This window comes from Pseudonocardia sp. D17 (assembly GCF_036984265.1).
GTDB lineage: Bacteria > Actinomycetota > Actinomycetes > Mycobacteriales > Pseudonocardiaceae > Pseudonocardia > Pseudonocardia benzenivorans.
Map to the genome: position 1 here is coordinate 149,106 of NZ_BPRG01000050.1, position 26,299 is coordinate 175,404.

Below are 26,299 nucleotides of genomic sequence, written 5' to 3' on the forward strand. Positions count from 1 at the left end.
ATGCCGGCGTCCGGCAGGCCCGCATGCCGTTCGCGACACGCAGTTCACCCGACAGCGACATCGACATCGACAGCGACATCGACTTCCGACATCGACGAGGATCCGATGACCCTTCAGTTCACCGAAGCCGACGTGCCCGGCCCCCGGCGCGACCTCATCGGGTACGGCGCGACGCCGCCCGCCGTCGACTGGCCGGGCGGCGCGAAGATCGCCGTGAGCATCGTGGTGAACGCCGAGGAGGGCTCGGAGATCTCGTGGGCCGCGGGGGACGCCCGCAACGAGGGCCTGGGCGAGATCCCGTACGGCATGCCCGCGGAGTACCGCGACCTCTGCGTCGAGTCCATCTACGAGTACGGCGCGCGCGCCGGCGTCTGGCGGCTGCTGCGCCTGTTCGAGGAGTACCGCGTCCCGACGACGTTCTACGCCGCCGCCGTCGCGTTCGAGCAGAACCCCGAGCTGGCCAAGGCCGTCGTCGGCGGTGGGCACGAGGTCTGCAGCCATGGCTGGCGCTGGGAGGAGCCGTGGGTGCTCAGCCGCGAGGAGGAGCGCGAGCACATGGCGGCGGCCATCGCGTCGTTCGAGCGCACCTGCGGAACCCGGCCGGTCGGCTGGTACTGCCGCTACGGCCCGAGCGTGCACACCCGCGAGCTGCTGGTCGAGGAGGGCGGGTTCCTCTACGACTCCGACGCCTACAACGACGACCTGCCCTACTACGTCAGCGTCGGCGACAAGCGCCAGCTCGTCGTGCCCTACACGATGGTCTACAACGACGTGAAGTACGCGATGCCCCCCGGCATGGCCAGCCCGACCGACTTCTTCGACGTCTGCCGCCGCGGTTTCGACGAGCTGCTGCGCGAGGGCCGCGCCGGGCGGCCGCGGATGATGTCGATCGGTCTGCACCCGCGCTGGGCCGGCCAGGCCGGACGCACGTCGGCCCTGCGCGAGTTCATCGAGCACGCCCAGCGGGAGTCCGACGTCTGGTTCGCCACCCGCGAGCAGATCGCGCGCTTCTGGCTGGAGAACCACCCCGACGAGGGGGCCGCGTGACGCCCCCGGCGGGTCGTGAGCGGCGACCATCGCCGCTCACGGGGGGACCGGGCGCGAACCCCGGAGCCGCTCCGACCGTACTTCATAGAATATTTTCTGTATCGACTCCGAGCCTCCACGAGCTGACGACGAGGAGCCGTCCGGCATGACAGATCTTCCCCTGCAGGGACTCAAGGTGGTCGACGCGGCGTCGATCTTCGCCGGGCCCGTGGCCGCGACGCTGCTCGCGGACTTCGGCGCCGACGTGCTGAAGGTCGAGCACCCGCGCGGTGACAGCCTGCGATCGATGGGCTGGAACGTCGACGGCGAGTCGCTGTTCTGGGCGCTGGTCTCCCGCAACAAGCGCTGTATCACGCTCAAGCTGTCCGCCCCCGAGGGTGCCGACATCCTCAAGAAGATCATCGCCGACGCGGACGTGTTCGTCGAGAACTTCCGGCCCGGCACGCTCGAGCGCTGGGGCCTGGGCCCCGACGTCCTGCACGAGATCAACCCCGGCCTGGTCATCCTGCGCACCACCGGGTTCGGCCAGACCGGCCCGTACGCGAACCGGCCGGGGTTCGGCACCCTCGCCGAGGCGATGTCGGGGTTCGCCCACATCAACGGCTGGCCCGACAAGCCCCCGGCGCTGCCGCCGTTCGCGCTCGGTGACTGCATCGCGGGGTTCACCGGCTGCTTCGCGATCATGTTCGCGCTCTGGTGGCGCGAGCACGGCGGCAACGGCAAGGGGCAGGTCATCGACCTGTCGATCTACGAGCCGATGTTCTGGATGCTCGGCCCGCAGACGATCCTCTACGACAAGACCGGTGAGGTCGTGGGCCGCTCGGGCAACCACACGCCCTACAGCGCCCCGCGCAACGCCTACCAGACCAAGGACGGGCGCTGGCTCGCCCTGTCGGCCACCGCGCAGTCCATCGCCGACCGGGTCGTCCGGCTCGTCGGCCGGCCGGACTTCGCCGAGCAGCCGTGGTTCGCCGGCAACCCCGGCCGCATCGCCCACACCGCCGAGCTCGACGAGGCGATCGGCGGTTGGATCGCCGAACGCACCGCCGAGGAGGTGCTCGCGGAGTTCGAGACCGCGGAGGGGGCGATCGCGCCCGCGTACACCGCGGCGGACATCGTCAAGGACCCGCAGTACCTCGCGCGGGAGACGATCGTGCGGGTCCCGCACGAGGGGCTCGGCGACGTGCTGATGCAGAACGTCGTCCCGGTCCTGTCGGACACCCCGGGGAAGGTCCGGCATGCCGGGGCCCCCAAGGGGTCGAGCAACGACGAGGTCTACCGCGAGCAGCTGGGCCTCACCGACGAGCAGCTGGCGGCCCTCGAGGCCGACGGCATCATCTGAGGAGGAACGCGTTGTCGGACAACGGTTTCGAGGCCGTCGGGGAGTTCTACGCGGAGCGCGGCATCGGCGCGGCCGCCGGTGCGGGGGAGCGCCCCGCGGTGCTGGTCGTCGACGTCTCGCGGGCGTTCACCTCCAGCGCCTACGGCGTGGGTGCCGACGACGCGCCTGCGGTGCCGCACATCGCCGAGCTGCTCGGGCGGGCGCGGGAGGCCGGCGCGCCGATCGTGTTCACGACGATCGCCTACGCCCCCGGCGAGGACGCCGCGTCGTTCGCGGCGAAGGTCCCGGCGCTGCGCGAGCTGCGCACCGACGACCCGGCCGCGGTCGAGGTCCACCCGGACCTGGACCGGCGCCCCGCCGAGCTGGTGCTCGTCAAGAAGTTCCCGTCGGCCTTCTTCGGTACCCATCTCACGTCGTACCTGGTGCAACGGGGGATCGACACCGTTGTCGTCACCGGGTGTTCGACGTCCGGCTGCATCCGCGCCAGCGTCATCGACGCGGTGTCCTACGGGTTCCGGGTGGTCGTGCCCGAGGAGTGCGTCTTCGACCGGGCCGAGGAGCCGCACCGCGCGAACCTCTTCGACATCGGCTCGAAGTACGCCGACGTCCTGCCCCGGCAGGACGTCGAGAAGTACCTGCTGTCCCACGCCCGCGGCGACCGCTGACCCGGTCCCGGCTGGTCTCTAGGAGGAGACATGCTGTCTGGCACGTCCATGAAACGGATGGCGACCGTCGGCGCGGCGGCGCTGATGCTGACCGTCGTCGCCGCGTGCTCGTCGGGAGGCTCGTCCTCCGGTGACGCCGCGGCGGCGGGCGGGGGCGCCTCGTGCGACCTCACCGCCGTCAACGCCGCGCTCGACAAGTACTCGGCGGTGCCCGAGTACAAGGAGCCGGGCCCGGCGTTCGACATGAGCAAGGCCGCCGGCAAGACCATCTTCAACATCCAGGAGTCCAGCGCGAACCCGTTCACGCAGGCCCTGACGACGTCGATGACCCAGGCCGCGGAGAAGGTCGGCATGAAGGTCGTCGACTACCCCAACCAGGGCGACCACACCCAGTGGATCCAGGGCATGAACGCGGCCATCGCGCAGAAGCCCGACGCCATCACCCTCACCGGCGGCACCATCAGCCCGACCTACTTCCAGCCGCAGGCCGCAGCGGCGAAGGCGGCGGGGATCCCGATCATCACCGTCCTCAACGAGGACCTCACCCAGCCCCAGGGACCCGAGGTCACCGCGCGTGTCGCGCAGCCGTACGACCTCGCCGCCCGGCTGTCCGCGGACTTCGTCATCAAGGACACCAACTGCGCGGGCAACGTCCTGGTGCTGACCTCGAAGGAGGTCATCGGGAGCCCGGCCTCGATCGACGCGATCAACGACGAGTTCAAGAAGTACTGCCCGAACTGCAAGCTGACGTTCCAGAACGTCTCGGTGCCGGACTGGTCGACGCAGATCACCAACATCGTCCGCTCGGCCATCCAGACCGACCCCAACCTCAACTACGTCGTGCCGCTCTACGACAGCATGTCGCAGTTCGTGGTGCCCGGCATCCAGCTCGCCGGCGCCACCGGCAAGGTGCACATCTCGACGTTCAACGGCACCCCGTTCGTGCTCAAGATGATGCAGGACGCGGACGTCGTGCGGATGGACGTCGGCGAGAACCCGGCGCAGGTCGGGTACGCCGTCGTCGACCAGGTCGGCCGGATCATCTCCGGCGCGGGCCCGATCGCGTCGGGTGACGAGGGCATCCAGCTGCGGGTCTTCACCAAGACCAACGTCGCCGAGGCCGGCAACCCGCCGGAGCTCGGCAAGGGCTACGGCGACTCCTTCGCGGACAGCTACCTCAAGCTGTGGGGCAAGGCGGCGGGCTGATGGCGGTTCCGGCAGGTTCCGGTGGGGCGCCCCGCGCGGGCGCCCTGCCGGTGGTCGAGGCGCGCGGCGTCTCCAAGTCGTTCGCCGGGGTCCGGGTGCTCGACTCGGTGGACCTCGACGTCCTCCCTGGAGAGATCCACGGTCTGCTCGGGGAGAACGGGTCGGGCAAGTCGACCTTCATCAAGGTCCTCGCCGGGTTCCACGACCCGGACCCGGGCAGCCGGCTGCGGATCAACGGCGAGGACGTCGCGCTGCCGCTGCCGCCGGGCGCGTTCCGCGACCACGGGATGAGCTTCGTGCACCAGGACCTCGGGCTCATCACGAGCCTGTCGGTGCTGGAGAACCTGCGCATCGGCTCGTTCAGCCGGTCGCGGAACTGGGCGATCGGCTGGCGACGGCAGCGGGCCGAGGCCCGGCGTCTGTTCGAGGAGTTCGACGTCGACCTGGACCCGGCCGCCCGCGTCGCGGATCTCGACGGCACCCAGCGGGCGCTGCTCGCGATCGTGCGGGCCGTCCACGAGATGCGGACGCTGCGCGGCAGCACCCGCACCGGGCCCGGGATGCTGATCCTCGACGAGCCGACCGTGTTCCTGCCGGAGACGGGTCGCCGCCAGCTGTTCTCGCTCATGCGCGAGATCGCCGGCGGCGGCTCCGCCGTCCTGTTCGTCTCCCACGATCTCGACGAGGTCCGGGAGATCACCGACCGCGCCACGATCTTCCGGGACGGCCGGCTGCGGGCGACGGTCGAGACGGCCACGGTGAGCGACACCGAGCTGGTCCAGCTGATCATCGGGCGCGAGCTGCCCGATCACAGCGGGGAGCGCGAGGAGGTCGTGCCGACCGCGGCGACGGGGGCGATGGCCGTCGAGGACCTGTCCGACGAGCGTGTCGAGTCGGTGTCGTTCGCCCTCGGCCCCGGTGAGGTGCTGGGCCTCACCGGGCTGCTCGGCTCCGGCTTCGAACGCATCCCCTACCTGCTGTTCGGGGCGTTCCCGGCGGCGTCGGGCACGCTGCGCAAGGGTGCGGAGGTGCTGTCGCTGCCGGGGATGGACCCGGTCAAGGCGATCGCACACCGGATGGCGCTCATCCCCGCCGACCGGCAGCGCGACGGCAGCGTCGGCAGCGTGAGCGTCCGCGACAACGCGATGCTGCAGGTCATCGACCGGTACTCGACGTGGCACGGGCTGTCGCGGGCCCGGCTGGCCCGGGACTGTCAGGACACCCTGCACCGGTTCGACGTGCGACCGCCCGTCCCCGGACTGGCCTACCAGTCGCTCTCGGGCGGCAACCAACAGAAGGTGCTGCTGGCCAAGTGGCTCGCGGCCGAGCCCGAGGTGCTGTTGCTGCACGAGCCGACGCAGGGCGTCGACATCGGCGCCCGCGCACAGATCTACGACGTGGTCCACGAGGCCGCGCGGTCCGGCTGCGCCGTGCTGTGCGCGAGCTCGGACTACGAGCAGCTGGCGGCGATCTGCGACCGGGTGCTGATCTTCGACCGCGGCCGCGTCGCCCGTGAGCTGTTCGGCGACGAGATCACGAAGGACCGCATCGCGCACGAGTGCTACACACTCGCCGACCGTGCGGTTCCCGCCGGCCCGGTGGGGCCGACCGAAGGCGAGGGAGAGGACCGATGACCCGCACGAGCAACTCCGAGCCGGCGACGGACGTCGTCGTGGAGCCGGGGCGCTCCTCGAGCGCGACCGTCGCGCGGTCGCTGGCGCAGCGGTTCTCGATCGTGATCGCGCTGGTCGTCGTCGTGGTGGTGTTCGGTGCGCTGCGCCCCGGCACGTTCCTGACGACGTCGACCCTGCAGGGCATCCTCGGCTCGCAGGCCGTGCTCGTCGTGCTGACGTGCGCGCTGCTGATCCCGCTCACCGCGGGCGACTACGACCTGTCGGTCGCGGGCGTGCTGATGACGTCACAGATGCTGATCGGCGTGCTGAACGCCCAGCAGGGCATGAACATCTGGCTCGTCATCGTGATCTGCCTGGTCACCGGGGCGGTGATCGGCCTGCTCAACGGTGCGTTCGTGTTGCTGTTCGGCGTCGACCCGTTCATCGTCACGCTGGGGACGGGCACGATCCTTTCCGGCGCCGTGCTCTGGCTGGGCGACTCGACGACGATCAGCGGCATCTCGTCCGGCTTGACCGACTGGGTCATCGTCAACCGGTTCCTCGGGGTGCCGCTGGCGTTCTGGTACGGCCTCGTGATCACCGCCGGGCTCTGGTACTTCCTCGAGTACACCGCCGCCGGGCGGCGGCTGCTGTTCGTCGGCCGTGGCCGGGCCGTGTCGCGGCTGTCGGGCCTGCGGGTCACCCGGATCCGGTGGGGTGCACTGGTCGCGTCCGCGACGCTCGCCGCCCTGGCCGGCATCCTCTACGCCGGCACGACGGGCGCGGCCGACCCGGTGTCCGGCGAGGCGTTCCTGCTGCCGACGTTCGCGGCGGCCTTCCTCGGTTCGACGGCGATCCTGCCCGGCAAGTTCAACTCGTGGGGCTCGTTCATCGCCGTGTACTTCCTGGTCGCGGGCACCACCGGCCTCCAGATGCTCGGCGCCCAGTCCTACGTCTCGGACCTGTTCTACGGCGGCGCGCTCGTCGTCGCGGTCTGCGCCTCGCGCTACAGCAGGCGCAAGGAGGTCCGCGAGGCCGGATCGCTCTGACCCACTCCACGGAGGAAGCACCCACCATGCCGTTCCACGAGCGCCCCAGCCGGGCGCTGTACGCCGGGCCGGAGCGGGCCGCGGCCCGCTCCTACCTGCGCAACATCGGTTTCACCCCGGACGACCTCGACCGTCCCGTCGTCGGCGTCGTGCACAGCTGGACCGGCACGATGCCGTGCAACCTCAACCACCGCGACCTCGCCGTGCACGCGGCGGCGGGCGTGCGCTCCGTCGGGTGCACGCCGATGGAGGTCAACACGATCGCGATCTCCGACGGGATCACGATGGGCACGCCCGGCATGCGGGCGTCGCTGGTGAGCCGCGAGCTCGTCGCCGACTCGGTCGAGCTCGTCGCCCGCGGCCACATGTTCGACGGCATCGTCGGCATCGCCTCCTGCGACAAGACGGTGCCCGCCATGGCGATGGCCATGGCCCGCATCGACCGGCCGTCGGTCCTGCTCTACGGCGGGACGATCCTCACCGGCCGGTTCCGCGGCCGGGAGGTCGCCGTGCACGACGTGTTCGAGGCCATCGGCGCACACGCCGCCGGGACCTTCACCGACGCCGACCTCGACGAGATGGAGGCCGCCGCCTGCCCCGGCGCCGGGGCGTGCGGCGGCCAGTACACGGCCAACACCATGGCGATGGTCATGGAGGTGCTCGGCCTCTCGCCCGCGCGGGTCAACGGCATCCCCGCGGTCGACGCGGACAAGCCCGAGGCGGTCGCGGCGGCGGCCGCCCTCGTCGACACCGTCGCCACGAACGACCTGCGTCCCAGCGCGTTGCTCACCCGGCCCGCGTTCGAGAACGCCGTCGCCGCCGTCGCGGCGTCGGGCGGCTCGACGAACGCGGTCCTGCACCTCATCGCGCTCGCCGCGGAGGTCGGTGTCCCGCTCACCCTCGACGACATCGACCGGATCTCCCGGCGGACACCGCTGCTGTGCGACCTGATGCCGGGCGGGCGCTACAGCGCCGCCGACCTGCACGCCGCGGGCGGCACGATGCTGCTCGTCGCGCGCCTCGTCGAGGGCGGGCTCGTCGACGGCTCGACGCCGACGGTCACCGGCCGCACGCTCGGCGAGGAGGCGGCCGACGCGGTGGAGTCGCCGCGCCAGCGCGTCGTCGCCCCCCTCGCGGAGCCGTTCGCGGCCGAGGGCGGGCTCGTCGTCCTGCGCGGCAACCTCGCACCGGACGGTGCCGTCGTCAAGGTCACCGCGCACACCCCGCGGTCGCACACCGGGACGGCGCGGGTCTTCGACGGCGAGCGCGCCGCGCTCGACGCCGTCCTCGGCGGCGCGGTGGGTCCGGGCGACACGGTGGTCATCCGGCACGTCGGGCCGCGCGGCGGGCCGGGGATGCCCGAGATGCTGCAGGTGACGTCGGCGATCATGGGCCGGGGACTGGGCGAGACCGTCGCACTGGTCACCGACGGCCGGTTCAGCGGCGCGACGCGTGGTCTGATGGTCGGGCACGTCGCGCCGGAGGCCGCGGCGGGCGGGCCGATCGGATTGCTGCGCACCGGCGACCGGATCGTCCTCGACGCCGACACCCGCACGATCGCCACCGACGCCGACCTCACCACCCGCACCCCGCCGCCCGCGCCCGGTCACGAGTTCACCCGCGGCGTCTTCGCCAAGTACGCCGCCACGGTCGGGTCGGCGGCCGGAGGCGCGGTCACGACCCCCTCCTCGAACGGAGCCCCCGCATGACCGACCCCCGCTCACTGCTCTTCGTGCCGTCCAACCGGCCCGACCGGTTCGAGAAGGCCTCCCGCAGCGGCGCCGACGCCGTGATCCTCGACCTCGAGGACTCCGTCGGCGTGAGCCAGAAGGTCGCCTCGCGCGACAACCTGCAGCAGGCCGCCGACCTGGCCGCCGCCGCCGGGCAGTCGGTGTACGTGCGGGTCAACCCCGTCGACACCGAGTGGCACACCGGGGACCTGGCCGCCGCCGCCCGGATCGGCGCGCGCGGCGTGATCGTCCCCAAGTGCGAGGACGCCGACGTCGTCGCGGGCATCGACCGCGACCTGGCCGCCGGGCTCGAGCTCGTGCTGATCCTCGAGACCGCGGCCGGGGTGCTCAACGCCGTCGCGCTCGCCCGCCCGACCGACCGGGTCCGCCGGATCTCCTTCGGCGCCTACGACTTCGCGCTCGACATGGGGGTCGTGCCCGAGCAGGCGCACGCACTGATGACGTCGTCGCGGATCCACGTCGCGATGGCCGCCGTCGCCGCGGGCGTGCAGCCGATCGACACCGCGTTCGCCGACGTCCGCGACCCCGGCGCGATGCGCCGCCAGACCGAGGAGGCCCACGGGATGGGCTTCACCGGCAAGTTCGCGATCCATCCCGACCAGGTGCCGATCGTCAACGAGGTGCTCTCACCGAGCCCCGCCGAGATCGACACGGCGCAGCGCATCGTCGCCGCCTTCGACGAGGCCGAGCGCGACGGCATCGCCGCGATCACCGTGGACGACAAGCTCGTCGACTACCCGATCGCCCAACGCGCGCAGGCCACCCTGGAGCGGGCCGCGCAGTTCGGGCTGGTTGCGTCGTGAGCACGACCGCGCGCAGGTCGGCGTCCGGCCTCGACCTGCACATCCACACCGGCGACGGCTCCGGGAAGGCCCCGATCGTCGCGCTGCACCCGTGGTTCGGCTGCTGGCAGTTCTGGCTGCCCGTCGTCGAACTGATGCCCGAGCGGGACTGGGTGCTCGTCGACATGTACTCCGGCGCCGGCACGATCCCCGCCGACGACGGTGCCTTCGACGGCCTCGCCGCCGCGATCACGTCGGCGACCGAGGAGTACACCGACCGGCCCGTCGTGCTCATGGGCAACTCGACGGGCGGGCTGCTCGCGCAGGTCATCGCTATCGCGGGCCGCCCGGCGCTGGACTCGCTCGTGCTGGTCGGCACCGGCGCCACGGCCGCCGGGGTGAAGGCGCCGTTCCGCGCGACGCTCGGCGAGTGGCTCGACGCGGGTGGCACCGCCGCGCCCGCGTCGACCGCCGCCGTCGTGCGGTCGCTGGTGTACCGCGATCCGCCGGCCGAGGACATGCGGCTCTACGCCGAGGCCGTCGAGACCGCCGACTACCCGTTCCTGTCCGCGGTGCTGCGCGGCGTGCTCGCCGGTGACGTCGTCGACCGGCTGCCGGAGATCTCGGTGCCGACGCTGGTCGTGCGTGGCACGGAGGACGCGGCGCGTACCGAGGAGCACGTCGCGACGCTCGTCGCGGGCATCCCCGACTGCCGGGCCGTCGAGATTGCGGAAGCGGGCCACTCGCCGATGGTCGACACCCCGCGGGAGTTCGCCGCGGCGGTCCGCGAGCTGTTGGGGGACGAGGCATGACGGGACCGGGAGGACGCGACGTCGTCGGCTACGGACCGACCCCGCCGACGCGTCGGTGGCTCGGCGACGACCGGCTCGCGATCTCGCTCGTCGTCAACTACGAGGAGGGTTCGGAGCGTTCGCTCCCGGCGGGGGACGCGACGCAGGAGTCGCTGACGGAGTGGGGGGCCTACCCCTTCCCGGACGGTGTCCGCAACCTCGCCATGGAGTCGATGTACGAGTACGGCTCGCGCGTCGGCGTCTGGCGGATCCTCGACGTGCTGCGCCGCCACGGCGTGCCCGCGACGTTCTTCGCGTGCGCACAGGCGTTCGAGATGGCCCCCGCGGTCGCGGAGGCCGTCTCCGCCGCCGGGCACGAGGTGTGCAGCCACGGCTGGCGGTGGGAGGAGGTGTTCGGGCTCTCCGAGGAGGAGGAGCGCGAGCACATCCGGATGGCCGTCGAGTCGCTGGAACGCACCACCGGGAGCAGGCCCGTCGGCTGGTACTGCCGGTACGGGCCCAGCGAGCGGACCCGGCGGCTCGTCGTCGAGGAGGGCGGGTTCCTCTACGACTCCGACTCCTACGCCGACGACGTGCCCTACGAGGTCGACGTCGACGGGACCTCGCACCTCGTCGTGCCCTACACGGCCGACACCAACGACATCCAGTTCTGGCTCGCCGACCCGCTCGCGACCTCGGAGCAGTTCTTCACCTACCTCAAGGACGCCTTCGACACGCTGTACCGCGAGTCCGCGCAGGCGCCGCGGATGATGTCGGTCGGCCTGCACTGCCGGATCATCGGCAGGCCCGCCCGCATCGCGGGCCTCGAGCGGTTCGTCGAGTACGCATCGGGGTTCGACGGGGTCGTCTTCACGACGCGCGAGCGGATCGCCAGGTCCTGGCGGGCCTCGGCCGACGGGCCCGTGCCCGCGTCCCCGGTGACCGTGATCCCGCGGGCCGAGGCCACCGCCCGCGCGGGCGAGGGGTCGTGGGCGACCATGCTCGTCGACGCCGACACGGTTCCCCACGCGACGTCGACGCTGGGGCTCTCCCACGTGCTGCCGGGGGAGTCGACGGCGCTGATCCGGCACACGACCGAGGAGGTCTGCCTCGTGGTGGCCGGGTCGGGTGTGCTGCGTACGGACCTCGGCGACGTCGCCTTCACCACCGGCGACACCCTGCACATCCCGGCGGGACGCCCGCACGCCATCGTCAACACCGGGGACGTGCCCGCCGAGATGGTCTTCTCGTTCCCGGGCGCCCGCCGGCCGCGGACCGAGGAGGTCACCGGCTGACGGTGTCCGGATCGTCGGCTCTTGTCCCAGTCCGTGGACAGGTCTAACCTCTCGCCATGCAGAGATCGGGCCAATCCTCGGGCGCGAAGCCCCGGCTGTACCTGGCGGTGGCCCAGCAGCTGCTCACCTCGGTGGCGACGGGCGAGTACGCCGCGGGGACCCGGCTCCCGGGCGACCGCGATCTCGCCGAGCGGCTCGACGTCTCCCGCGCGACGGCGCGGGAGGCGATCCTCGCGCTGGAGATCGTCGGCGCCGTCGAGGTGCGGCACGGCGACGGGACCTACGTCCGCACGCACCCGGCGGTCGCGGCGATCGAGGCCTCCGCGCTCGACGTCGCACCCCGGGAGCTGATCGAGGCCCGCCGCAGTGTGGAACCGGCCGTGGCCGCGCTCGCGGCCACCCGGATCGACGGCGACACCGTCGGCAGGCTGCGCCGGATCCTCGCCGAGGCCGCCGAGCTCGTGGCCGAGCCCGCCGAGGTGACCCGGTTCCTCGCCCTCGGTCTCCGGTTCCACGGCGAGCTCGCGCTGGGGTGCGGCAACACCCTGCTCGCCGGCATCGTCGGCCAGTTCGTCAACGCCGAGTCGCATCCGCTGTGGGTGCTGGTGAACCAGTTGGCGGTGAGCTCGCCGGCGGCCAGGGAGAGCCAGCTCGCCGAGCACACCGAGATCGTCGACGTGATCACCGCGGGCGATTCCGGCGCCGCGGCCGCGACGATGGCGGCCCATCTCGCGGCGGTCGACACCGTCATCTTCGATCCCGCGGCGGTCCGGGCCGCCACCGCAACGAGCTGAGGAGCCCGCCCGATGACCTCGTCGACCCCACCGCCGACCCCACCGTCGACCCCACCGTCGACCCCACCGGCTCCCGCGGACCTCGTCGTCCACGGCGGCACCGTCGTCAACGCGGGTGGCAGCGCCGCCGCGACGGTCGTCGTCACCGACGGACGGATCGTCGCGGTCCAGGACCCGGCGCTGCCGCTGCCGCCGCACCGACGGGCGATCGACGCCGCGGGATCGTTCGTGATCCCCGGTGGTGTCGACCCGCACTGCCACATCGGGCAGCGGCTCGGCGAGTACAGCCAGCTCGACGACTACGCCTCGGCCAGCATCGCCGCGCTGTGGGGCGGCACGACGACCGTCGTCGACTTCGCGATCCCCGATCCGGGTCAGCGCCCGATCGACGCGGTCGCCGAACGTCGCAAACTGGCGGAGATCTCCCGCTGCGACACCGCGCTGCACGGTTGTGTCATCCAGTGGGACGCCACGACGGCGGGCCAGATCGCCGAGATGGCGACCACGGGCGTGCGCACGATCAAGCTGTTCACGACGTACAAGGACGTCGTCATGGCCGGGCCCGACACGGTGCTCGAGGTGCTGCGGACGCTGCACGCCCAGGGCGGCATCGCCTACGTGCACGCCGAGGCCAACCACGTCATCGAGGACGCGCAGGCGTCGGCCGTCGCGGCGGGCGAGGCGGCCGCCGGCCACATGCCGCGGACCCGGCCCGAGCTCGCCGAGGCCGCGGCGGTGGCACAGGTCCTCGCGACGGCCGAGCACGTCGACGCCCCGGTCTACTTCGTGCACCAGACCACCGCGGAGGCCGTCGACCTCGTCCGGGCGGCGCGCCGGCGTGGGGTGCGGGCCTACACCGAGACCTGCCCGCACTACCTCTATCTCGACGAGGGCACCTACGCGGGCGACCATCCCGAGCGCTTCGTCTGCTGCCCGCCGCTGCGCGCGCCGGAGACCGTCGCGCAGCTGCGGGCCCGGGCGCTCGTCGGCGACGTCGACACCCTCGGCTCGGACCACTGCTGCTACTCGACGGGCCAGAAGTCCGAGCACTCGCACGACGTCCGGGTCATGCCCAACGGGCTGCCGGGCGTCGAGACCCGGCTGCCGGTGACCTTCACCCAGCTCGTCGTGCGCGGCGGGATGCCGGTCGAGCGGTTCGTCGGCATGTTCGCGACGAACCCCGCCCGGCTCAACGGCCTGACCGGCAAGGGCGTGCTGGCTCCCGGGCACGACGCCGACCTCGTCGTGCTCGACCCGGCCGGGCGCCGCCCCGCACGGATCGCCGACCTGCACATGGCCACCGACTACTCGCCCTACGAGGGGGAGGAGCTCGCCGGCTGGCCGTCGGTCGTCGTCAGCGGGGGCCGCGTGGTCCTCGACGCCGACGGCTTCCACGACCCCGGGCCCGTCGGCCGCGCCCTGCACGCCGACCCGATGCCCGACCACCTCATCACCTGACGGCCCCCGCCGTCGCGCGTCGCTCGACCGTCACCGACCTCCGGAAGGCCACCAACCCCACGCGGAGCCCGTCATGACCAGCTCGGCCGCACGCCCCGGCCACGGACCGGCCGCCCGTGCCGCGCAGTGCGCGGCCGGCGGGTGTGCCGGGACGGCGGGCGCGGCCGGCGACGGCGCCGGGTGCGTGAGCGCGTGCGTGATCCGGCGTCGCCGTGATGCGTGTCTCGCGACGGCGTCCGCGGGGCCCGTCGCGGCCACCGTCGGTTCGCCCCGAACACCGGACGGCACGGATCTCCGGGCGAGCGGCCTGCCCGCGCCCGTGGGGATCCGGCGGCGTCCGGCGGACGCGCGACGACCTGGACGAAACCGACACGTCGCAGGGGCGGAAGGCTCTCCGCGAGCGTCCGGACGGACGGCCCGACGCGGAGCGCCACACGGGGCCGCGGGACGGCTGCGCCCTGTGACCGTTCCAAGATTGCATACCGAACGGGCAGAGTCACCGCGCGCTTACGAAACTCAACAGTTACAAACTGGGCGCCAGATCTGTTGACTGATGAGGGGAAACCCGGTTCGATTGGCCGATCGGGGGACTGAATCTGGTCCGAGAAGAGGGCAGCACATGTATACACATAGAGCCCGGCGCTGGGTGGCAGGAGCGATCGCCGCCGTCGCCGTGGTGGCACTGGCCGCCTGCTCCAAGGGCGGGACCGCCTCGACGTCGTCCGACTCCGGGGCACCCGCCGCGGCGGTGCCGCAGGCCGTCGTCGACAACATCGCGAAGTACAGCGGTCCGTCGACGTTCACCCCGCCCGGTCCGGCCATCGACGTCTCGTCGCTCAAGGGCAAGAAGATCTTCGACATCCCGTCGGTGCCGAACCCCTTCGTGCAGTCGATCTCGGCCTCCATGCAGGAGGCGGCCGAGAAGGCGGGCATGGTCTACACCAAGTTCGACAACCAGGCCCAGGTGTCGCAGTGGGTCCAGGGCATCAACCAGGCCATCGCCTCCAAGCAGGACATCATCGTCCTCAACGGCGCGCCCGACCCCCGCGCGCTCGGCCCGCAGCTGCAGGCCGCGAAGGCCGCGGGCATCCCGGTGATCGTGATGCACTTCCACGACAACGAGATGCCGGACCCGCCCGCCTGTGAGGGCTGCACCGACGTCACCGCGACGGTGACCGCGCCGTTCAACGAGGCCGGCAAGGCGGCCGCCGACTGGATGATCAAGGACTCCGGCGGCAAGGCGAACGTGCTGATCGTGGGCGGCAGCGACATCCTGCCCAGCCCCGGCACCATCAAGACGATGCAGGACGAGTTCGCGGCGAACTGCCCGGACTGCTCGACGACCGTCACCAACATCCCGGTGGCGGACTGGAACACCAAGACCCAGGGTGTCGTCCAGTCGGCCCTGCAGGCCAACCCGAAGGTCAACTACGTCTACGTGCTCTACGACGCCATGGTCGCGGGCGCGATCCCGGCGGTGCAGACGCTGGCCAAGACCGGTCAGGTGAAGATCACCAGCTACAACGGTTCGCCCTTCGCCCTCGACGCGATCCGCCAGTCCAACGGTGAGCTCGTCGCGATGAACGTCGGTGAGGACACCCCGGGTATCGGCTACGCGACGATGGACCAGGTCTTCCGGGTCCTGCTCGGTCAGCAGCCGGTGCACGAGCGCACGCCGATCCGCATCTGGGACAAGACCAACGTGGCCGAGGCCGGCACGCCGGCCAAGGCCGGCGAGGGCTACGGCAACGCCTACACCTCCGGGTTCCTCAAGCTGTGGGGCCTGGGCGGCGGCGCCTGACCCGTACGAACCATCCGCTCTCCAGCGGTCCCCGGGCCGGTCGCCGACGCGGCCGGCCCGGGGCCGGGTGAGCAGCCGACCCACCGCTCGCACGCCGAGGAGGACAGTCATGACGAACTCGACCCCGCTCGTCCGGATCCGCGGGCTCACGAAGATCTTCGGTGGGCAGCGGGCCCTCGACGGTGTCGACCTCACGATCATGCCCGGCGAGGTGCACGGTCTGCTGGGGGAGAACGGCTCCGGGAAGTCCACGCTGATCAAGGTCCTGTCGGGCTTCCACACGCCCGACGGGGGCACGCTGGAGGTTGCCGGCCGGGACGTCCCGCTGCCGCTGCTGCCGGGCCAGCACCGCAGCCTCGGCTTCGACTTCGTCCACCAGGACCTGGGGCTCGTGCCCTCGCTGTCGGTCACCGAGAACCTGATGCTCGGCGAGATCGCGTCGTCGCGGAAGGTCGCGTACTCCTGGCGGGCGGCCCGTGAGCGGGCAGCGGCCATGTTCGCGCGCTACGACGTCGACATCGACCCCGACGCCACCGTCGAACGGATCCGGCCCGTCGACCGGGCGATGCTCGCGATCGTGCGTGCCGTCGAGAGCATCCGCGCGGGCGCGGCCGCGGAGGGTGAGGCGGGCGCGAACATGCTCGTCCTCGACGAGCCGACCGTCTTCCTGCCCAAGCAGGAGGTCGGTCAGCTGTTCTCGCTGGTGCGGCGCATCACCTCCGACGGGTCGAGCGTCCTTTTCGTGTCGCACGACCTCGACGAGGTCCGTGAGATCACCGACCGGGTGACCGTCCTGCGCGACGGCCGTACGTCCGGCACCGCGGTGACGAAGGAGATCTCCGGCCGCGAGCTCGTCACGATGATCATCGGCCGTGAGCTCGCGGAGCACCCGCACGACGCGCACGCCGCGACGACCGTCGGCCGCGACGTCGTGCTGTCGGTGCGCAACCTCTCGCACGGCCCGCTGCAGGACGTGTCCTTCGACCTGCACGAGGGCGAGGTGCTCGGCTTCGCCGGCCTCGTCGGGTCCGGGTACGAGGAGGTCGTCTACTCGCTGTTCGGGGCCTCCCCGGGCGCGACCGGGACGATCAGCTCCGGCGAGCGCACCATCGACATCGCGAGCCTCACGCCGCGGCGCGCCATGTCGTTGGGCATGGCGCTCGTGCCTGGTGACCGCAAGAACTCCGGCAGCGTCGCGACGCTCTCGCTCGGCGAGAACATGAACCTCACCGTGCTGGACCGGTACTTCCGCGGCTGGCGGCTGCGGCACGGGACGATGCGCGACAACGTCCGTCAGCTCGTCACCGAGTTCGACGTCCGGCCCGCCGTGCCCGACCTGGAGTACGGGTCGTTCTCCGGCGGCAACCAGCAGAAGGCCCTCATGGCCAAGTGGCAGCAGACGAACCCGAAGGTGCTGCTGCTGCACGAACCCACCCAGGGCGTCGACGTCGGCGCCCGCCAGCAGATCTTCGACATGATCCGCGGCAGTACCGCGACCAGCGCGACGATCTGCGCGAGTTCGGAGTACGAGCAGCTCGAGACAATCTGTGACCGCGTGGGGATCTTCGTGCGCGGCCGGCTCGTCACGTTCGTGACGGGCGCAGACATCACCAAGGCCCGCATCGCCGACCTGTGTCACGGCCAGGCGTCGGCCCCCGTCCCGGCCCCGTGAACGACCACACCGGCCCCGTGAACGAGAAGAGAGGCGCCGACATGACGACCGCGCGCAAGGACGCCGAGACCCCGGTGGACGCGGGGCCGCCCGTCACCGAGTCCACATCGTCCACCGCCGCCGAGGCGGCCGAGCCGTCGGAGAAGGCGGCCCGGCGCAGGCCCACCGGCCGGCTCGAGGCCATGGCACTGCCGCTGACCTGGCTCGCGGTGATCGTCGTCTTCAGCATCCTGGAGACCGACACGTTCTTCACCTCGGCCAACGCGGCGTCGATCCTGGCCTCGCAGGCCGTCCTCGTGGTGGTGACCCTCGGCCTGATCGTGCCGCTCATCGCGGGCGACTTCGACCTGTCGATCGGGTCGGTCGTCGGGATGTCGGCGCTGGTGATCGCGATCCTCAACGTCCAGCACGGCTGGAACATCTGGGCCGCGGTCGTCGTCGCGCTGCTCGCCGGCATCGTCGTCGGGTTGATCAACGGCATGCTGACCGTGCTGCTCGGGATCGACAGCCTGATCGTCACCCTGGGCATGAGCACGCTGCTCGCCGGCGTCGCGCTCTGGATCAGCGGCGCGAACACCATCACCGGCGTCGACCAGACGCTCGTCGACGTGGTGATCTCGTACCGGCTGTTCGGGATCCCGATGGAGTTCTACTACGCGATCATCTTCGCGCTGGTGCTGTGGTACGTCTTCGCCTTCACCCCGCTCGGGCAGCGGCTGCTCGTCGTCGGCCGCAACCGCGAGGTCGCCCGGCTCTCGGGCATGCGGGTGTCGACGCTGCGCATCGGCGCGCTGGTCACCTCGGCCTTCGTCGCCGCGCTCGGTGGTGTGCTGATCGCGGGCACGTCCGGTTCCGCGGGCCCGACCACCGGTCTGGACCTGCTGCTACCGGCGTTCGCGGCGGCGTTCCTCGGCTCGACGACGATCAAGCCCGGTCGCTTCAACCCGTGGGGCACGGTGATCGCGGTGTACTTCCTGGTCACCGGCATCACCGGGCTGCAGCTGCTGGGCCTGCAGTCGTTCGTGCAGAACATCTTCTACGGCGGGGCGCTGATCCTCGCGGTGTCGTTCTCCCAGATCATCCGGCGCCGCCGGATGAAGCAGGGGTTCTGACGCCCGCGCGGGCGGGACGGCCGCCGTTCTCGCTGCGCGAGGGAGTCGCGCTCTCGGTGCTCGCCCTGGCGGCCGGCGGCTTCGCGGTCGTCGGCGCCTCGGCGAACGCCCCCCTGATCAGAGTGGATCTCCGGCTCACCGAGGTGGGCGTCGGCGCGATCGCGTCGGTCGCCTACCTCGGCGCCATGTTGACGTCACGCACGGGTGGCCGGGCCACCGACCGGTTCGGCCCGGCCGTCGTGCTCGCGACGGGCCTGCTGACCATGGCCGCCGGCGTCACCGTCGCGGCCACCGCGGCGGGCGCCGGCTGGTTCTTCATCGGGATCGCCGTCACCGGCCTCGGCTACGGCATCGTCAACCCGGCGACGAACGTGCTCGCTAACCCGGTGCACGCCCGCCGCCGGGGCCTGGTCATGAGCGTCAAGCAGGCGGGTGTGCCGCTCGGCGGCATCGTCGCGGGCGCGGTACTGCCGGCCGTCGGCTCGGCCGCCGGCTGGCGCTGGGCCGCCGTCGTCCCGCTCGCGACGTGCGCGGTCGCCGGCCTGCTCGTCGCCCTGCGCGGGCGGGTGCGGGTCGCCGCGTCCGGGGTCGTCACCGGGCTCGCGCGTCCCGACCTGCGGATGCGGCTGCCGCACGGCTACGGCTACGGCTTCGTCATGGCCGGGGCCCAGGTCAGCATCTTCGCGTTCACCACGGTGTACCTCGTGGAGGAGCGCGGCCTGGATGCGGCGCGAGCCGGCCTGGGTGTGGCGCTGCTGCTGGTCGGTGGGGTCGTCGGGCGACCGCTCTGGGGCTGGGTCTCCGACCTGCGTCCCGACGCCCGGCTGCGGCACCTGCAGGTCGTCGCGCTGGCCGGGGCGGCCGCCGTCACGCTGCTGTGGGTGGTGCCCGAGGCCCTCCTGCCGGTGGCGCTGCCGGTCGTCGGGCTGTGCGCGGTCGGCTGGAACGGCGTGTACGTCGCCGCGGTCGCCGAGGCCGCGCAGCCGGGCGAGGTCGGCCGCACGACGGGCGCCTCGCTGACCCTGATCAACCTCGGCGCCGTGGGCTGCCCGCTGCTCGTCGGGTTCGTGGTGTCGCTCGCGGGCGCCTGGACGTGGGGCTGGGTGACGTGTGCGGTCCTCAACGTGGCCGGCGCCGCGATCGTGGCGGTGTCGCGCGCCGACCGGGTCGACGGTACCGGCACCGAGAACGAGCCCCACGTCGACTGTTCCGAGGAGATGCAGCCGTGACCGATCCTGTCCTGTTCGACGACGACCACGCCGTGCTGGGCCGCACCGGTCTGCCGGTGTCGCGCTTCTGCCTGGGCACCGCGACCTTCGGCGGCCAGTGCGACGAGAAGGAGTCGCACGCGATCCTCGACCGGGCCGACGAGCTCGGCATCTCCTTCCTCGACACGGCCGACAAGTACCCCATCGGCAGCCCCTGGGAGCAGGCCGGGACGACCGAGGAGATCGTCGGGCGCTGGCTGCGCGGGCGGCGCGACCGGTTCGTCGTCGCGACCAAGGTCCACGGGCCGACGGGGCCGCGGCCGTGGGACGGCGGGCTGTCGCGACGGCACGTCCTCGACGCCGTCGACGCGTCGCTGCGCCGGCTGGACACGGACTGGATCGATCTCTACCAGCTGCACCGCCCCGACCCGCTGACCCCGGTCGAGGAGACCCTGTCGGCGCTCGACGACGTGGTCCGCGCGGGCAAGGTGCGCTACGTCGGCTGCTCGAACTTCCTCGCCTACCAGGTGGCGAGGGCGTTGGGGCGCAGCGCCCTGCACGGGTGGACGGCGTTCGTGTCGGTGCAGGCCCGCTACAACCTGCTCTTCCGCGAGCACGAGCGCGAGCTGTTGCCGCTGTGCCGCGAGGACGGGCTCGGGCTGCTCGCCTACAACGCGTTGGCCGGCGGCATGCTCACCGGCAAGCACCGCCGTGACGGCACGTCGGCGACGGGCACCCGGTTCGCCGACGCCGGCGCAGGCGGGCTCTACCGCGACCGCTACTGGCACGACGACGCGTTCGACGCCGTCGAGGCGATCCGCGGGCTGGCGGCCGGAGCGGGCCTGACGATGCCGGTGCTGGCCACGGCGTGGCTGCGCTCCCGGGCGGGGGTGACCTCTGTGATCCTCGGCGCGACCCGGCCCGACCAGCTCGATCTCGCGGTGGAGGCGGCGGGCGTCCGGCTCGACGACGCGCTGCTCACCGAGCTCGACGCGGTCACGGCCCGGTTCCGGACGGGCGACGCCGTCCAATGAGTCACCGCCCGCGGCCGGTGTGCGGCCGCGGGCGGGACGGATCACTTCTGCAGGGCGGAGTTCCCGCGGGCGGGCGCGTCGATGTGCGCCAGCGCCTCCTGGTGGAACTCGGCGTACGTGCCGTACTTGGACACCCGCCCGTAGGTGGGCAGGCCGATGATCTCGGCGGTCCGGTTCGCGGCGGTGCGCACCGCGTCGAGGTCGACGCCGGTCGAGACGCCCATCTCGTCGAACATGTTGACGACGTCCTCGGTCGGGACGTTGCCCATGCCCAGCACCGACACCGGCATCGAGATGCCGCCGCCGTAGCCGCCCGCGCACGTCTCGAAGATCGTCGCGCCGTTGTCCAGCGCGGCGACGATGTTGGCCAGCGCCATGCCGGTCCGGTCGTGCATGTGCATGCCGAGCTCCAGCTCGGGCCAGCGCGACGTGATCGCCTTGACCCGGGCGGCGACCATGCGCGGGTTGGCCATGCCGATGCTGTCGGCGATGCTGACCTCACGGACGCCGAAGTCCATGAACGTCTCGATGAGCCCGAGGATGTGCTTCTCGGGCATCTCGCCCTCGTACGGGCACAGGAAGCAGGTGCCCATGCTGACGTTGACCACGGCCTTCTCGGCCTTCGCCAGCTCGGTGATCAGCCGGATCTGCTCGATGTTCTGCTCGAGCGTCATGTTCGAGTTCTTCTTGTTGTACGTCTCGCTCGCGACGATCAGCGACGACAGCTTGGTGCAGCCCGCGGCGACGGCCCGCTGGGCGCCGCGCAGGTTGGGCACCAGCGCCCGGAAGACGGTTCCGGGGCGGTCGGGGAGCCGCTGCACGACCTCGCTCGCGTCCGCGAGCATCGGGATGACCTTCGGGTGGACGAAGCCGGTGACCTCCAGCTCGGGGATCCCGGCGTCCGCGAGCATCTCGATGAGCTCGAGCTTCTCCTCGGTCGTCGGGACGTGCCATTCCGACTCGTAGACCATCGTCTGCAGCCCGTCGCGCAGCAGGACCTCGACGATTCGGGCCTGGGGAGTGCCGGCCATCCGGGACGTCCTCTCGGTTGGGGCGGGCCCGCCCTCGCGGGGGTAGCACCGCAGGTGTACACGACCTGCTAAATGTATACGATCGTCCCAGGAAAGACCATGCTCTCCGGCGCCGCATCTTCTCTCGAATTCCGGCATTCAACAGGTCTTTCATGAGGAACGACGATGTGCGACGGTGGCCGGACGTAGACGCAGGTCGGGTCCATATCGCATACAACAGGAGATGAGTGGTGGACGAACGCGTGAGCTGGGGACGGGTGCTCGCGGCGGTGACGTGCGCGGCGACGGTGTCGATGCTGCCGGTGTTCCTGCTCGGCGCGGCCGCCCCCAGCCTGGGCGCCGACCTGCACGTCGACGCCGGACGCCTCGGCATCGCCGTGTCGGCGTTCTGGATCGCGATGGCGCTCGTCGGGCTGGTCGGCGGGCACGTCGCGCACGCCCGTGGTTCCCGGGCGACGACCATCGCGGGCATCGCGATCGCCGTCGTCTCGCTCGTCGGGCTCGCGACCGCCGGCTCGTTCGCGGCGCTCGTCGTGTTCGCGGTGGTCGGCGGTGCGGCGACGGCCCTCGCGACCCCCGCGGGGGACATGGCCCTGTTCTCCGTGCTCCCGCCCGAGCGGCGCGGTTTCGCCTACGGCGTCAAGCAGGCGTCACTGCCCGGTGCGTCGCTGCTGGCCGGCCTCGGGGTGCCGCTGGTCGTGCTCACCGTCGGCTGGCGCTGGGCGTTCGCCGCGGCCGTGCTCGTCGCACTGCCGGCCCTGATCGCGTTGCCGCGCAGGCTGCCGCGTCCGGCCGTGCGGTCGGCGGCGGAGCCGGCTGGGCGGCGGGCGGCACGGCCGCGCGGGCTCGTCCCGGTCTCGACGGCCGTCGCGCTCGCCATGGCCGCGGTCTCGGCCACGGGTGGCTTCTACGTCGTCGCGGCCGTCGCGGGCGGGACCGCCGCGCCGACCGCGGGCTTCCTGCTCGCGCTCGGCGGGGTGTGCGGGATCAGCGGCCGCTTCGTCGCATCGTGGCGGTTCGGTACGGCGGCGCGGCCGTTGCTGGTGTGCGCCGGGCTGATGGCGGCCGGCGGGCTCGGCACCGCGGGCCTCGCGCTGACCGGGTCGACGGGCGGGCTCGCCGCCGCGACCGTCCTGGCGTGCGGCGCGGGCTGGGGCTGGAACGGCCTGCTGACCCAGGACGTCGTCGCGTCGCACCCCGAGGCGACCGCCCGCGCGTCGGCCGCGATCATGGTCGGCGCGGCGGTCGGCGGGGTCGCGGGGCCGGCGCTGTTCGGGCTGGTCGCGACGGGTGCGGGCTACACGGTCGCGTGGCTGTCCGCCGGTGGCTGCCTGCTGCTGGCCGCGGCGGTGCTCGTCGTGCGGGAGGCCCGACGCGCCCCGGCCCCCGTGAGTGGCGCCACCGGCCGTCACCGGTGACGCCACTCGCGGGGGCCGAGCAGGGCGGACGTGGAAGTGCCCGGACCCCCCACCGCGAGGGCCCGGGCACCGGGAGGGACGGTCAGTTGCCGCCCACGTCGAGCAGGATCTTTCCGTAGTGCCTGCGGGCGACCAGCTCCTCCTGCGCCTTGGCCGCCTCGGCCAGCGGGTACACCGAGTGCACCCGCGGCGAGAACGTCCCGTCGGCGACGAGGCGGAGCACATGGGTCATCTCGTCGCGGGTCTGCGTGTGCGAGGAGATGTAGGAGATGTGCCGCCGGAAGAACTCGATGATGTCGAACGGCACGACCTCGCCCGCGTGGGCGCCGATGCTGATCAGGCGGGCGTAGGGCCGCATCACCTGCATCGACTTCCCGAACGCCTCGCCACCGACGACGTCGAACACCAGGTCGACCCCGCGTCCGCCCGTCGCGTCGAGGATCTCGGCGTACAGGTCGGGGGAGGTCGTGTAGTTGATGACGTGGTCGGCGCCGTCGGCCTTGGCGCGCTCGAGCGTCGCGTCCTGGCTCGCCGTGCCGATGACGGTCGCGCCCGCGGCCTTGCAGATCTGCAGGGCCGCCGATGCGACACCGGAGCCGATCGAGTGGATCAGCACCGTCTCGCCGAGCTTCAGGTCACCACGGGGGATGAGCGCGTGGTACGCCGTGCCGAACGCCGTCAGCGAGGCGGCGGCGTCGGCGAACGACAGCCCGTCGGGCAGCGGCAGGCAGTGGTTCGCCGGCGTGAGCAGCTTCTCGGCGTAGGCGCCGGGGATGTGCTCGCCGTAGAGCCTGCGGTTCTCGCACAGGTTGTCCTGCCCGCGCTTGCACCACTCGCAGTACCCGCAGGTGCGGATGTAGGAGACGGCGACGCGGTCGCCGACCTTCGGCGACTCGACACCGTCACCGACGGCCGACACGACGCCCGCGCACTCCAGCCCGAGGATGTGCGGCATCTCGAAGTCGAAGCGCGACACCCCCTCGCGGATGTCGATGTCGACGTGGTTGAGCGCGGTGAACCGCACGTCGACGACGACCTCGCCCGGTCCGGCGACCGGGTCGGGCATGTCGGTGTGGCGCAGGACCTCCGGCCCGCCGAAGGTGTCGAAGACGACGGCCTTCATCGTGCTCCCTCCGCCCGCGCGGCCGCGACCGACTCGATCGCGGCGATGGCCTCCTCGCTGGTCACGACGTCGGCGTACTTCCCGTCGAGGTCGATCAGGTTGGCCCGGTGCTGCTCGGGGCTGCGGTCACCGACGGCGTCGGCGACCACGACCGAGCGGAACCCGTACGCCTGGGCGTCGACGGCGGTCTGCCGCACGCAGCCCGACGTCGAGCAGCCGACGTTGATGATCGTGTCGATCCCGCGGTTCTGCAGCACCTGCTGGAGCTCGGTGCCGATGAAGGAGCTGCTGTGCCGCTTGGTGAGCAGGTAGTCGCCCTCCTGCATGGCGACGCGCTCGTCGATCTCGACCCAGCGGCTGCCGAGGGTGAGCGCACCCAGCGCGGGCACCTTCTCCACGAACAGGCCGGCGTCGGCGAGGTCCTCGCGGAAGGCGACCCGGGTGTAGACGACCGGCACCCCGGCCGCCCGCGCGGCCGCCAGGATCCGTTGCGTCACCTCGATCGGAGCGTCCTGGTTCGCCGACCCGAGCGGGCACTCGGGGTCGGTCATCCCGTACTGGAAGTCGATCACCAGCACGCACGGGTTACGGCCGAAGCCGGTCCGCCTGCGCATGCCTCGGGCGGCGTAGTCGTCGAGGGTCGCGTCGGCGATCGCCCCGCCGTTCGACGACTCGGTGACCGTCATCGGGCTCAGACCGTCTCGGGCGTCGACGCGGGGACGAACTTCCCGACGTTCTGCGGGCCGACGAACTCGCCCTTGTCGATCATCACGTTGCCCCGCAGGATCGTGGTGACCGGCAGACCGCGGACCTCCCAGCCGTCCCAGTTGCTGTAGTCGCAGTCCGAGTGCAGGTTCTCGCCCTGCTTGTAGGTGTGCGCGAAGCCGTCGTCCATGATCACGATGTCGGCGTCGGCGCCCGGGCGCAGGACACCCTTGGTGCCGTACAGGCCGAAGATCCGGGCCGGGTTGGCGGCGGTCAGCTCGACGAAGCGCGGGACCGACAGGTTGCGCTTGCACACGCCCTCGGACCAGAACACCGACATGCGGGTCTCGACGCTGTTCGTCCCGCCGGTGACGTTGTCGACGGTGTCGCCCATCATCTTGTTGTCCCACGGGATCGTGTAGTCGTCGCTGGCCAGCGTGTGCAGCGCGCCCGACTCGCACGCCGCCCAGAGGGCGTCGCGGTGCTCGATCGTCTTGTTCGGCGGGTAGTTCATGTAGCGCTGGCCGTTGGGCCGCTTGTAGAGCTCGGGGTCGAACACGAGGTTCGGGTGCAGCACCTCGCCGAACGCGTGGGCGCCCTTCTCGCGGAACTCGCCGATCGCGTCGATCGACTCCTTGGCCGAGACGTGCACGATGTAGAGCGGCGACCCGGTGCGCTCGGACAGCAGCAGCATCCGGCGCACCGCGGCCTCCTCGGCCAGCGGCGGGCGGGCCTCACCGATGTTGGAGAAGTGCTCGCGGCCCTCGCTGTAGAGCCTGCGGACGTTGTAGTCGATGATGCAGTCGTCCTCGCAGTGCACCATCACGACGCCGCCGTGCTTCTCGGTCTCCAGCATCGCGGAGTAGATGCGGCCGTCGTCGGTCATCATGCCGCCGATGGCCTCGGAGCCCGCGAACGTCGTGAAGAACTTGAACGACGTGACGCCACCGCTGATGGCCTCACGGATCCGGTCGGCGTTGGACTGCGGCCAGTTGCCGGTCATGATCGCGTGCAGCGCGTAGTCGCTGTAGAGGTTCTGCGAGTTCGTCTTCTCCATCTTCGACTGGATGGACTCGACGAGGTCCTCCTCACCCCACGAGATCGAGAAGTCGATGTAGGTGGTCGTGCCGCCCCACAGGCCCGCGCGCGAGCCGGCCTCCGAGGACTGCGCCTTCATGGCCTCGGAGATCTGCAGGTCGTAGTGCACGTGGCTGTCGATGCCGCCGGGCAGCACGTAGCGGCCCGCCGCGTCGACGACGGTCGCGGCCCCGGTCTCGGAGAACTGTCCCCGAGTGCCGACGGCGACGATCTTCTCGTCCTTGATCGCGAGGTCGAGGGGCTGGACCGTGCGGTCGTCGGCCACGAGCCCGTTGGTGACGATGAGGTCGTACATTCTCACTCC

At 71.8% G+C, this 26,299-nt stretch carries 22 protein-coding genes; 18 read left to right on the forward strand and 4 right to left on the reverse strand.

Annotation, left to right across the window (positions count from 1 at the left end; all coding sequences use genetic code 11):
• Positions 1–105 precede the first annotated feature (105 nt).
• From PSD17_RS10845 to PSD17_RS10925, 17 genes are all read left to right on the forward strand, one after another.
• Positions 106–1,047 (forward strand): polysaccharide deacetylase family protein, encoded by a 942-nt coding sequence (locus PSD17_RS10845; RefSeq protein ID WP_339122552.1) that lies wholly within the window; start codon positions 106–108, stop codon positions 1,045–1,047.
• A 145-nt stretch (positions 1,048–1,192) separates the two neighbouring features.
• Positions 1,193–2,389 (forward strand): CaiB/BaiF CoA transferase family protein, encoded by a 1,197-nt coding sequence (locus PSD17_RS10850; protein WP_013676252.1) that lies wholly within the window; start codon positions 1,193–1,195, stop codon positions 2,387–2,389.
• Positions 2,390–2,400: 11 nt separating this feature from the next.
• Positions 2,401–3,054, forward strand: coding sequence for an isochorismatase family protein (locus tag PSD17_RS10855; protein ID WP_339122553.1), 654 nt, complete (start codon positions 2,401–2,403; stop codon positions 3,052–3,054).
• A 30-nt stretch (positions 3,055–3,084) separates the two neighbouring features.
• Positions 3,085–4,260: a sugar ABC transporter substrate-binding protein gene (locus PSD17_RS10860; protein WP_013676250.1), complete on the forward strand. Its 1,176-nt coding sequence runs from the start codon at positions 3,085–3,087 to the stop codon at positions 4,258–4,260.
• A complete protein-coding gene (locus tag PSD17_RS10865; RefSeq protein WP_013676249.1) occupies positions 4,260–5,894 on the forward strand; it encodes a sugar ABC transporter ATP-binding protein in 1,635 nt (544 codons plus the stop codon). The genes PSD17_RS10860 and PSD17_RS10865 overlap by 1 nt, the downstream gene beginning before the upstream one ends.
• Positions 5,891–6,922 (forward strand): ABC transporter permease, encoded by a 1,032-nt coding sequence (locus PSD17_RS10870; protein ID WP_013676248.1) that lies wholly within the window; start codon positions 5,891–5,893, stop codon positions 6,920–6,922. Before PSD17_RS10865 ends, PSD17_RS10870 begins: the two co-directional genes overlap by 4 nt.
• Before the next feature lie 26 nt (positions 6,923–6,948).
• A complete protein-coding gene (ilvD, locus tag PSD17_RS10875; RefSeq protein WP_103379795.1) occupies positions 6,949–8,631 on the forward strand; it encodes a dihydroxy-acid dehydratase in 1,683 nt (560 codons plus the stop codon).
• Positions 8,628–9,476, forward strand: a complete 849-nt coding sequence (locus tag PSD17_RS10880; RefSeq protein ID WP_103379794.1) for an HpcH/HpaI aldolase/citrate lyase family protein — start codon at positions 8,628–8,630, stop codon at positions 9,474–9,476. The genes ilvD and PSD17_RS10880 overlap by 4 nt, the downstream gene beginning before the upstream one ends.
• Positions 9,473–10,267, forward strand: a complete 795-nt coding sequence (locus PSD17_RS10885) for an alpha/beta fold hydrolase (RefSeq protein ID WP_103379793.1) — start codon at positions 9,473–9,475, stop codon at positions 10,265–10,267. Before PSD17_RS10880 ends, PSD17_RS10885 begins: the two co-directional genes overlap by 4 nt.
• Positions 10,264–11,541 carry a polysaccharide deacetylase family protein gene (locus PSD17_RS10890; protein ID WP_339122554.1) on the forward strand — a complete coding sequence of 426 codons (1,278 nt, stop codon included), beginning with the start codon at positions 10,264–10,266 and terminating at the stop codon, positions 11,539–11,541. The genes PSD17_RS10885 and PSD17_RS10890 overlap by 4 nt, the downstream gene beginning before the upstream one ends.
• Before the next feature lie 56 nt (positions 11,542–11,597).
• Entirely contained in the window at positions 11,598–12,335 is a 738-nt protein-coding gene (locus PSD17_RS10895) for a FadR/GntR family transcriptional regulator (protein WP_013676243.1), read from the forward strand.
• Positions 12,336–12,347: 12 nt separating this feature from the next.
• Positions 12,348–13,793 carry an amidohydrolase family protein gene (locus PSD17_RS10900; protein WP_339122555.1) on the forward strand — a complete coding sequence of 482 codons (1,446 nt, stop codon included), beginning with the start codon at positions 12,348–12,350 and terminating at the stop codon, positions 13,791–13,793.
• Between the two features lie 646 nt (positions 13,794–14,439).
• Positions 14,440–15,594: a sugar ABC transporter substrate-binding protein gene (locus tag PSD17_RS10905; protein WP_041759922.1), complete on the forward strand. Its 1,155-nt coding sequence runs from the start codon at positions 14,440–14,442 to the stop codon at positions 15,592–15,594.
• A gap of 109 nt (positions 15,595–15,703) precedes the next feature.
• Complete coding sequence (locus PSD17_RS10910) at positions 15,704–17,266, forward strand: sugar ABC transporter ATP-binding protein (protein WP_013676240.1); 1,563 nt, start codon at positions 15,704–15,706, stop codon at positions 17,264–17,266.
• Between the two features lie 17 nt (positions 17,267–17,283).
• Complete coding sequence (locus PSD17_RS10915) at positions 17,284–18,378, forward strand: ABC transporter permease (protein WP_339122556.1); 1,095 nt, start codon at positions 17,284–17,286, stop codon at positions 18,376–18,378.
• Positions 18,379–18,434: 56 nt separating this feature from the next.
• Positions 18,435–19,607 carry an MFS transporter gene (locus PSD17_RS10920; RefSeq protein ID WP_339122557.1) on the forward strand — a complete coding sequence of 391 codons (1,173 nt, stop codon included), beginning with the start codon at positions 18,435–18,437 and terminating at the stop codon, positions 19,605–19,607.
• A complete protein-coding gene (locus tag PSD17_RS10925; protein WP_339122558.1) occupies positions 19,604–20,620 on the forward strand; it encodes an aldo/keto reductase in 1,017 nt (338 codons plus the stop codon). The genes PSD17_RS10920 and PSD17_RS10925 overlap by 4 nt, the downstream gene beginning before the upstream one ends.
• A 41-nt stretch (positions 20,621–20,661) precedes the next feature.
• Here PSD17_RS10925 and PSD17_RS10930 read toward each other — a convergent pair whose 3' ends face one another.
• Complete coding sequence (locus PSD17_RS10930) at positions 20,662–21,651, reverse strand: hydroxymethylglutaryl-CoA lyase (protein ID WP_013676236.1); 990 nt, start codon at positions 21,649–21,651, stop codon at positions 20,662–20,664.
• A gap of 230 nt (positions 21,652–21,881) precedes the next feature.
• Between PSD17_RS10930 and PSD17_RS10935 the strand changes: the two genes are divergently transcribed.
• Positions 21,882–23,069, forward strand: a complete 1,188-nt coding sequence (locus tag PSD17_RS10935; RefSeq protein WP_339122559.1) for an MFS transporter — start codon at positions 21,882–21,884, stop codon at positions 23,067–23,069.
• Positions 23,070–23,151: 82 nt separating this feature from the next.
• Here the strand turns inward: PSD17_RS10935 and PSD17_RS10940 are convergent, their stop codons facing one another.
• Genes PSD17_RS10940 through PSD17_RS10950 form a run of 3 tightly spaced genes read right to left on the reverse strand, consistent with a single transcriptional unit; the run spans position 23,152 to position 26,290 of the window.
• Positions 23,152–24,192 (reverse strand): alcohol dehydrogenase catalytic domain-containing protein, encoded by a 1,041-nt coding sequence (locus tag PSD17_RS10940; RefSeq protein WP_339122560.1) that lies wholly within the window; start codon positions 24,190–24,192, stop codon positions 23,152–23,154.
• The gene (locus PSD17_RS10945; RefSeq protein WP_013676233.1) at positions 24,189–24,878 is read right to left on the reverse strand and encodes an isochorismatase family protein; all 690 of its coding nucleotides are present in this window, start codon (positions 24,876–24,878) and stop codon (positions 24,189–24,191) included. The genes PSD17_RS10940 and PSD17_RS10945 overlap by 4 nt, the downstream gene beginning before the upstream one ends.
• 5 nt (positions 24,879–24,883) lie before the next feature.
• The gene (locus PSD17_RS10950) at positions 24,884–26,290 is read right to left on the reverse strand and encodes an amidohydrolase family protein (RefSeq protein ID WP_013676232.1); all 1,407 of its coding nucleotides are present in this window, start codon (positions 26,288–26,290) and stop codon (positions 24,884–24,886) included.
• Positions 26,291–26,299 lie beyond the last annotated feature (9 nt).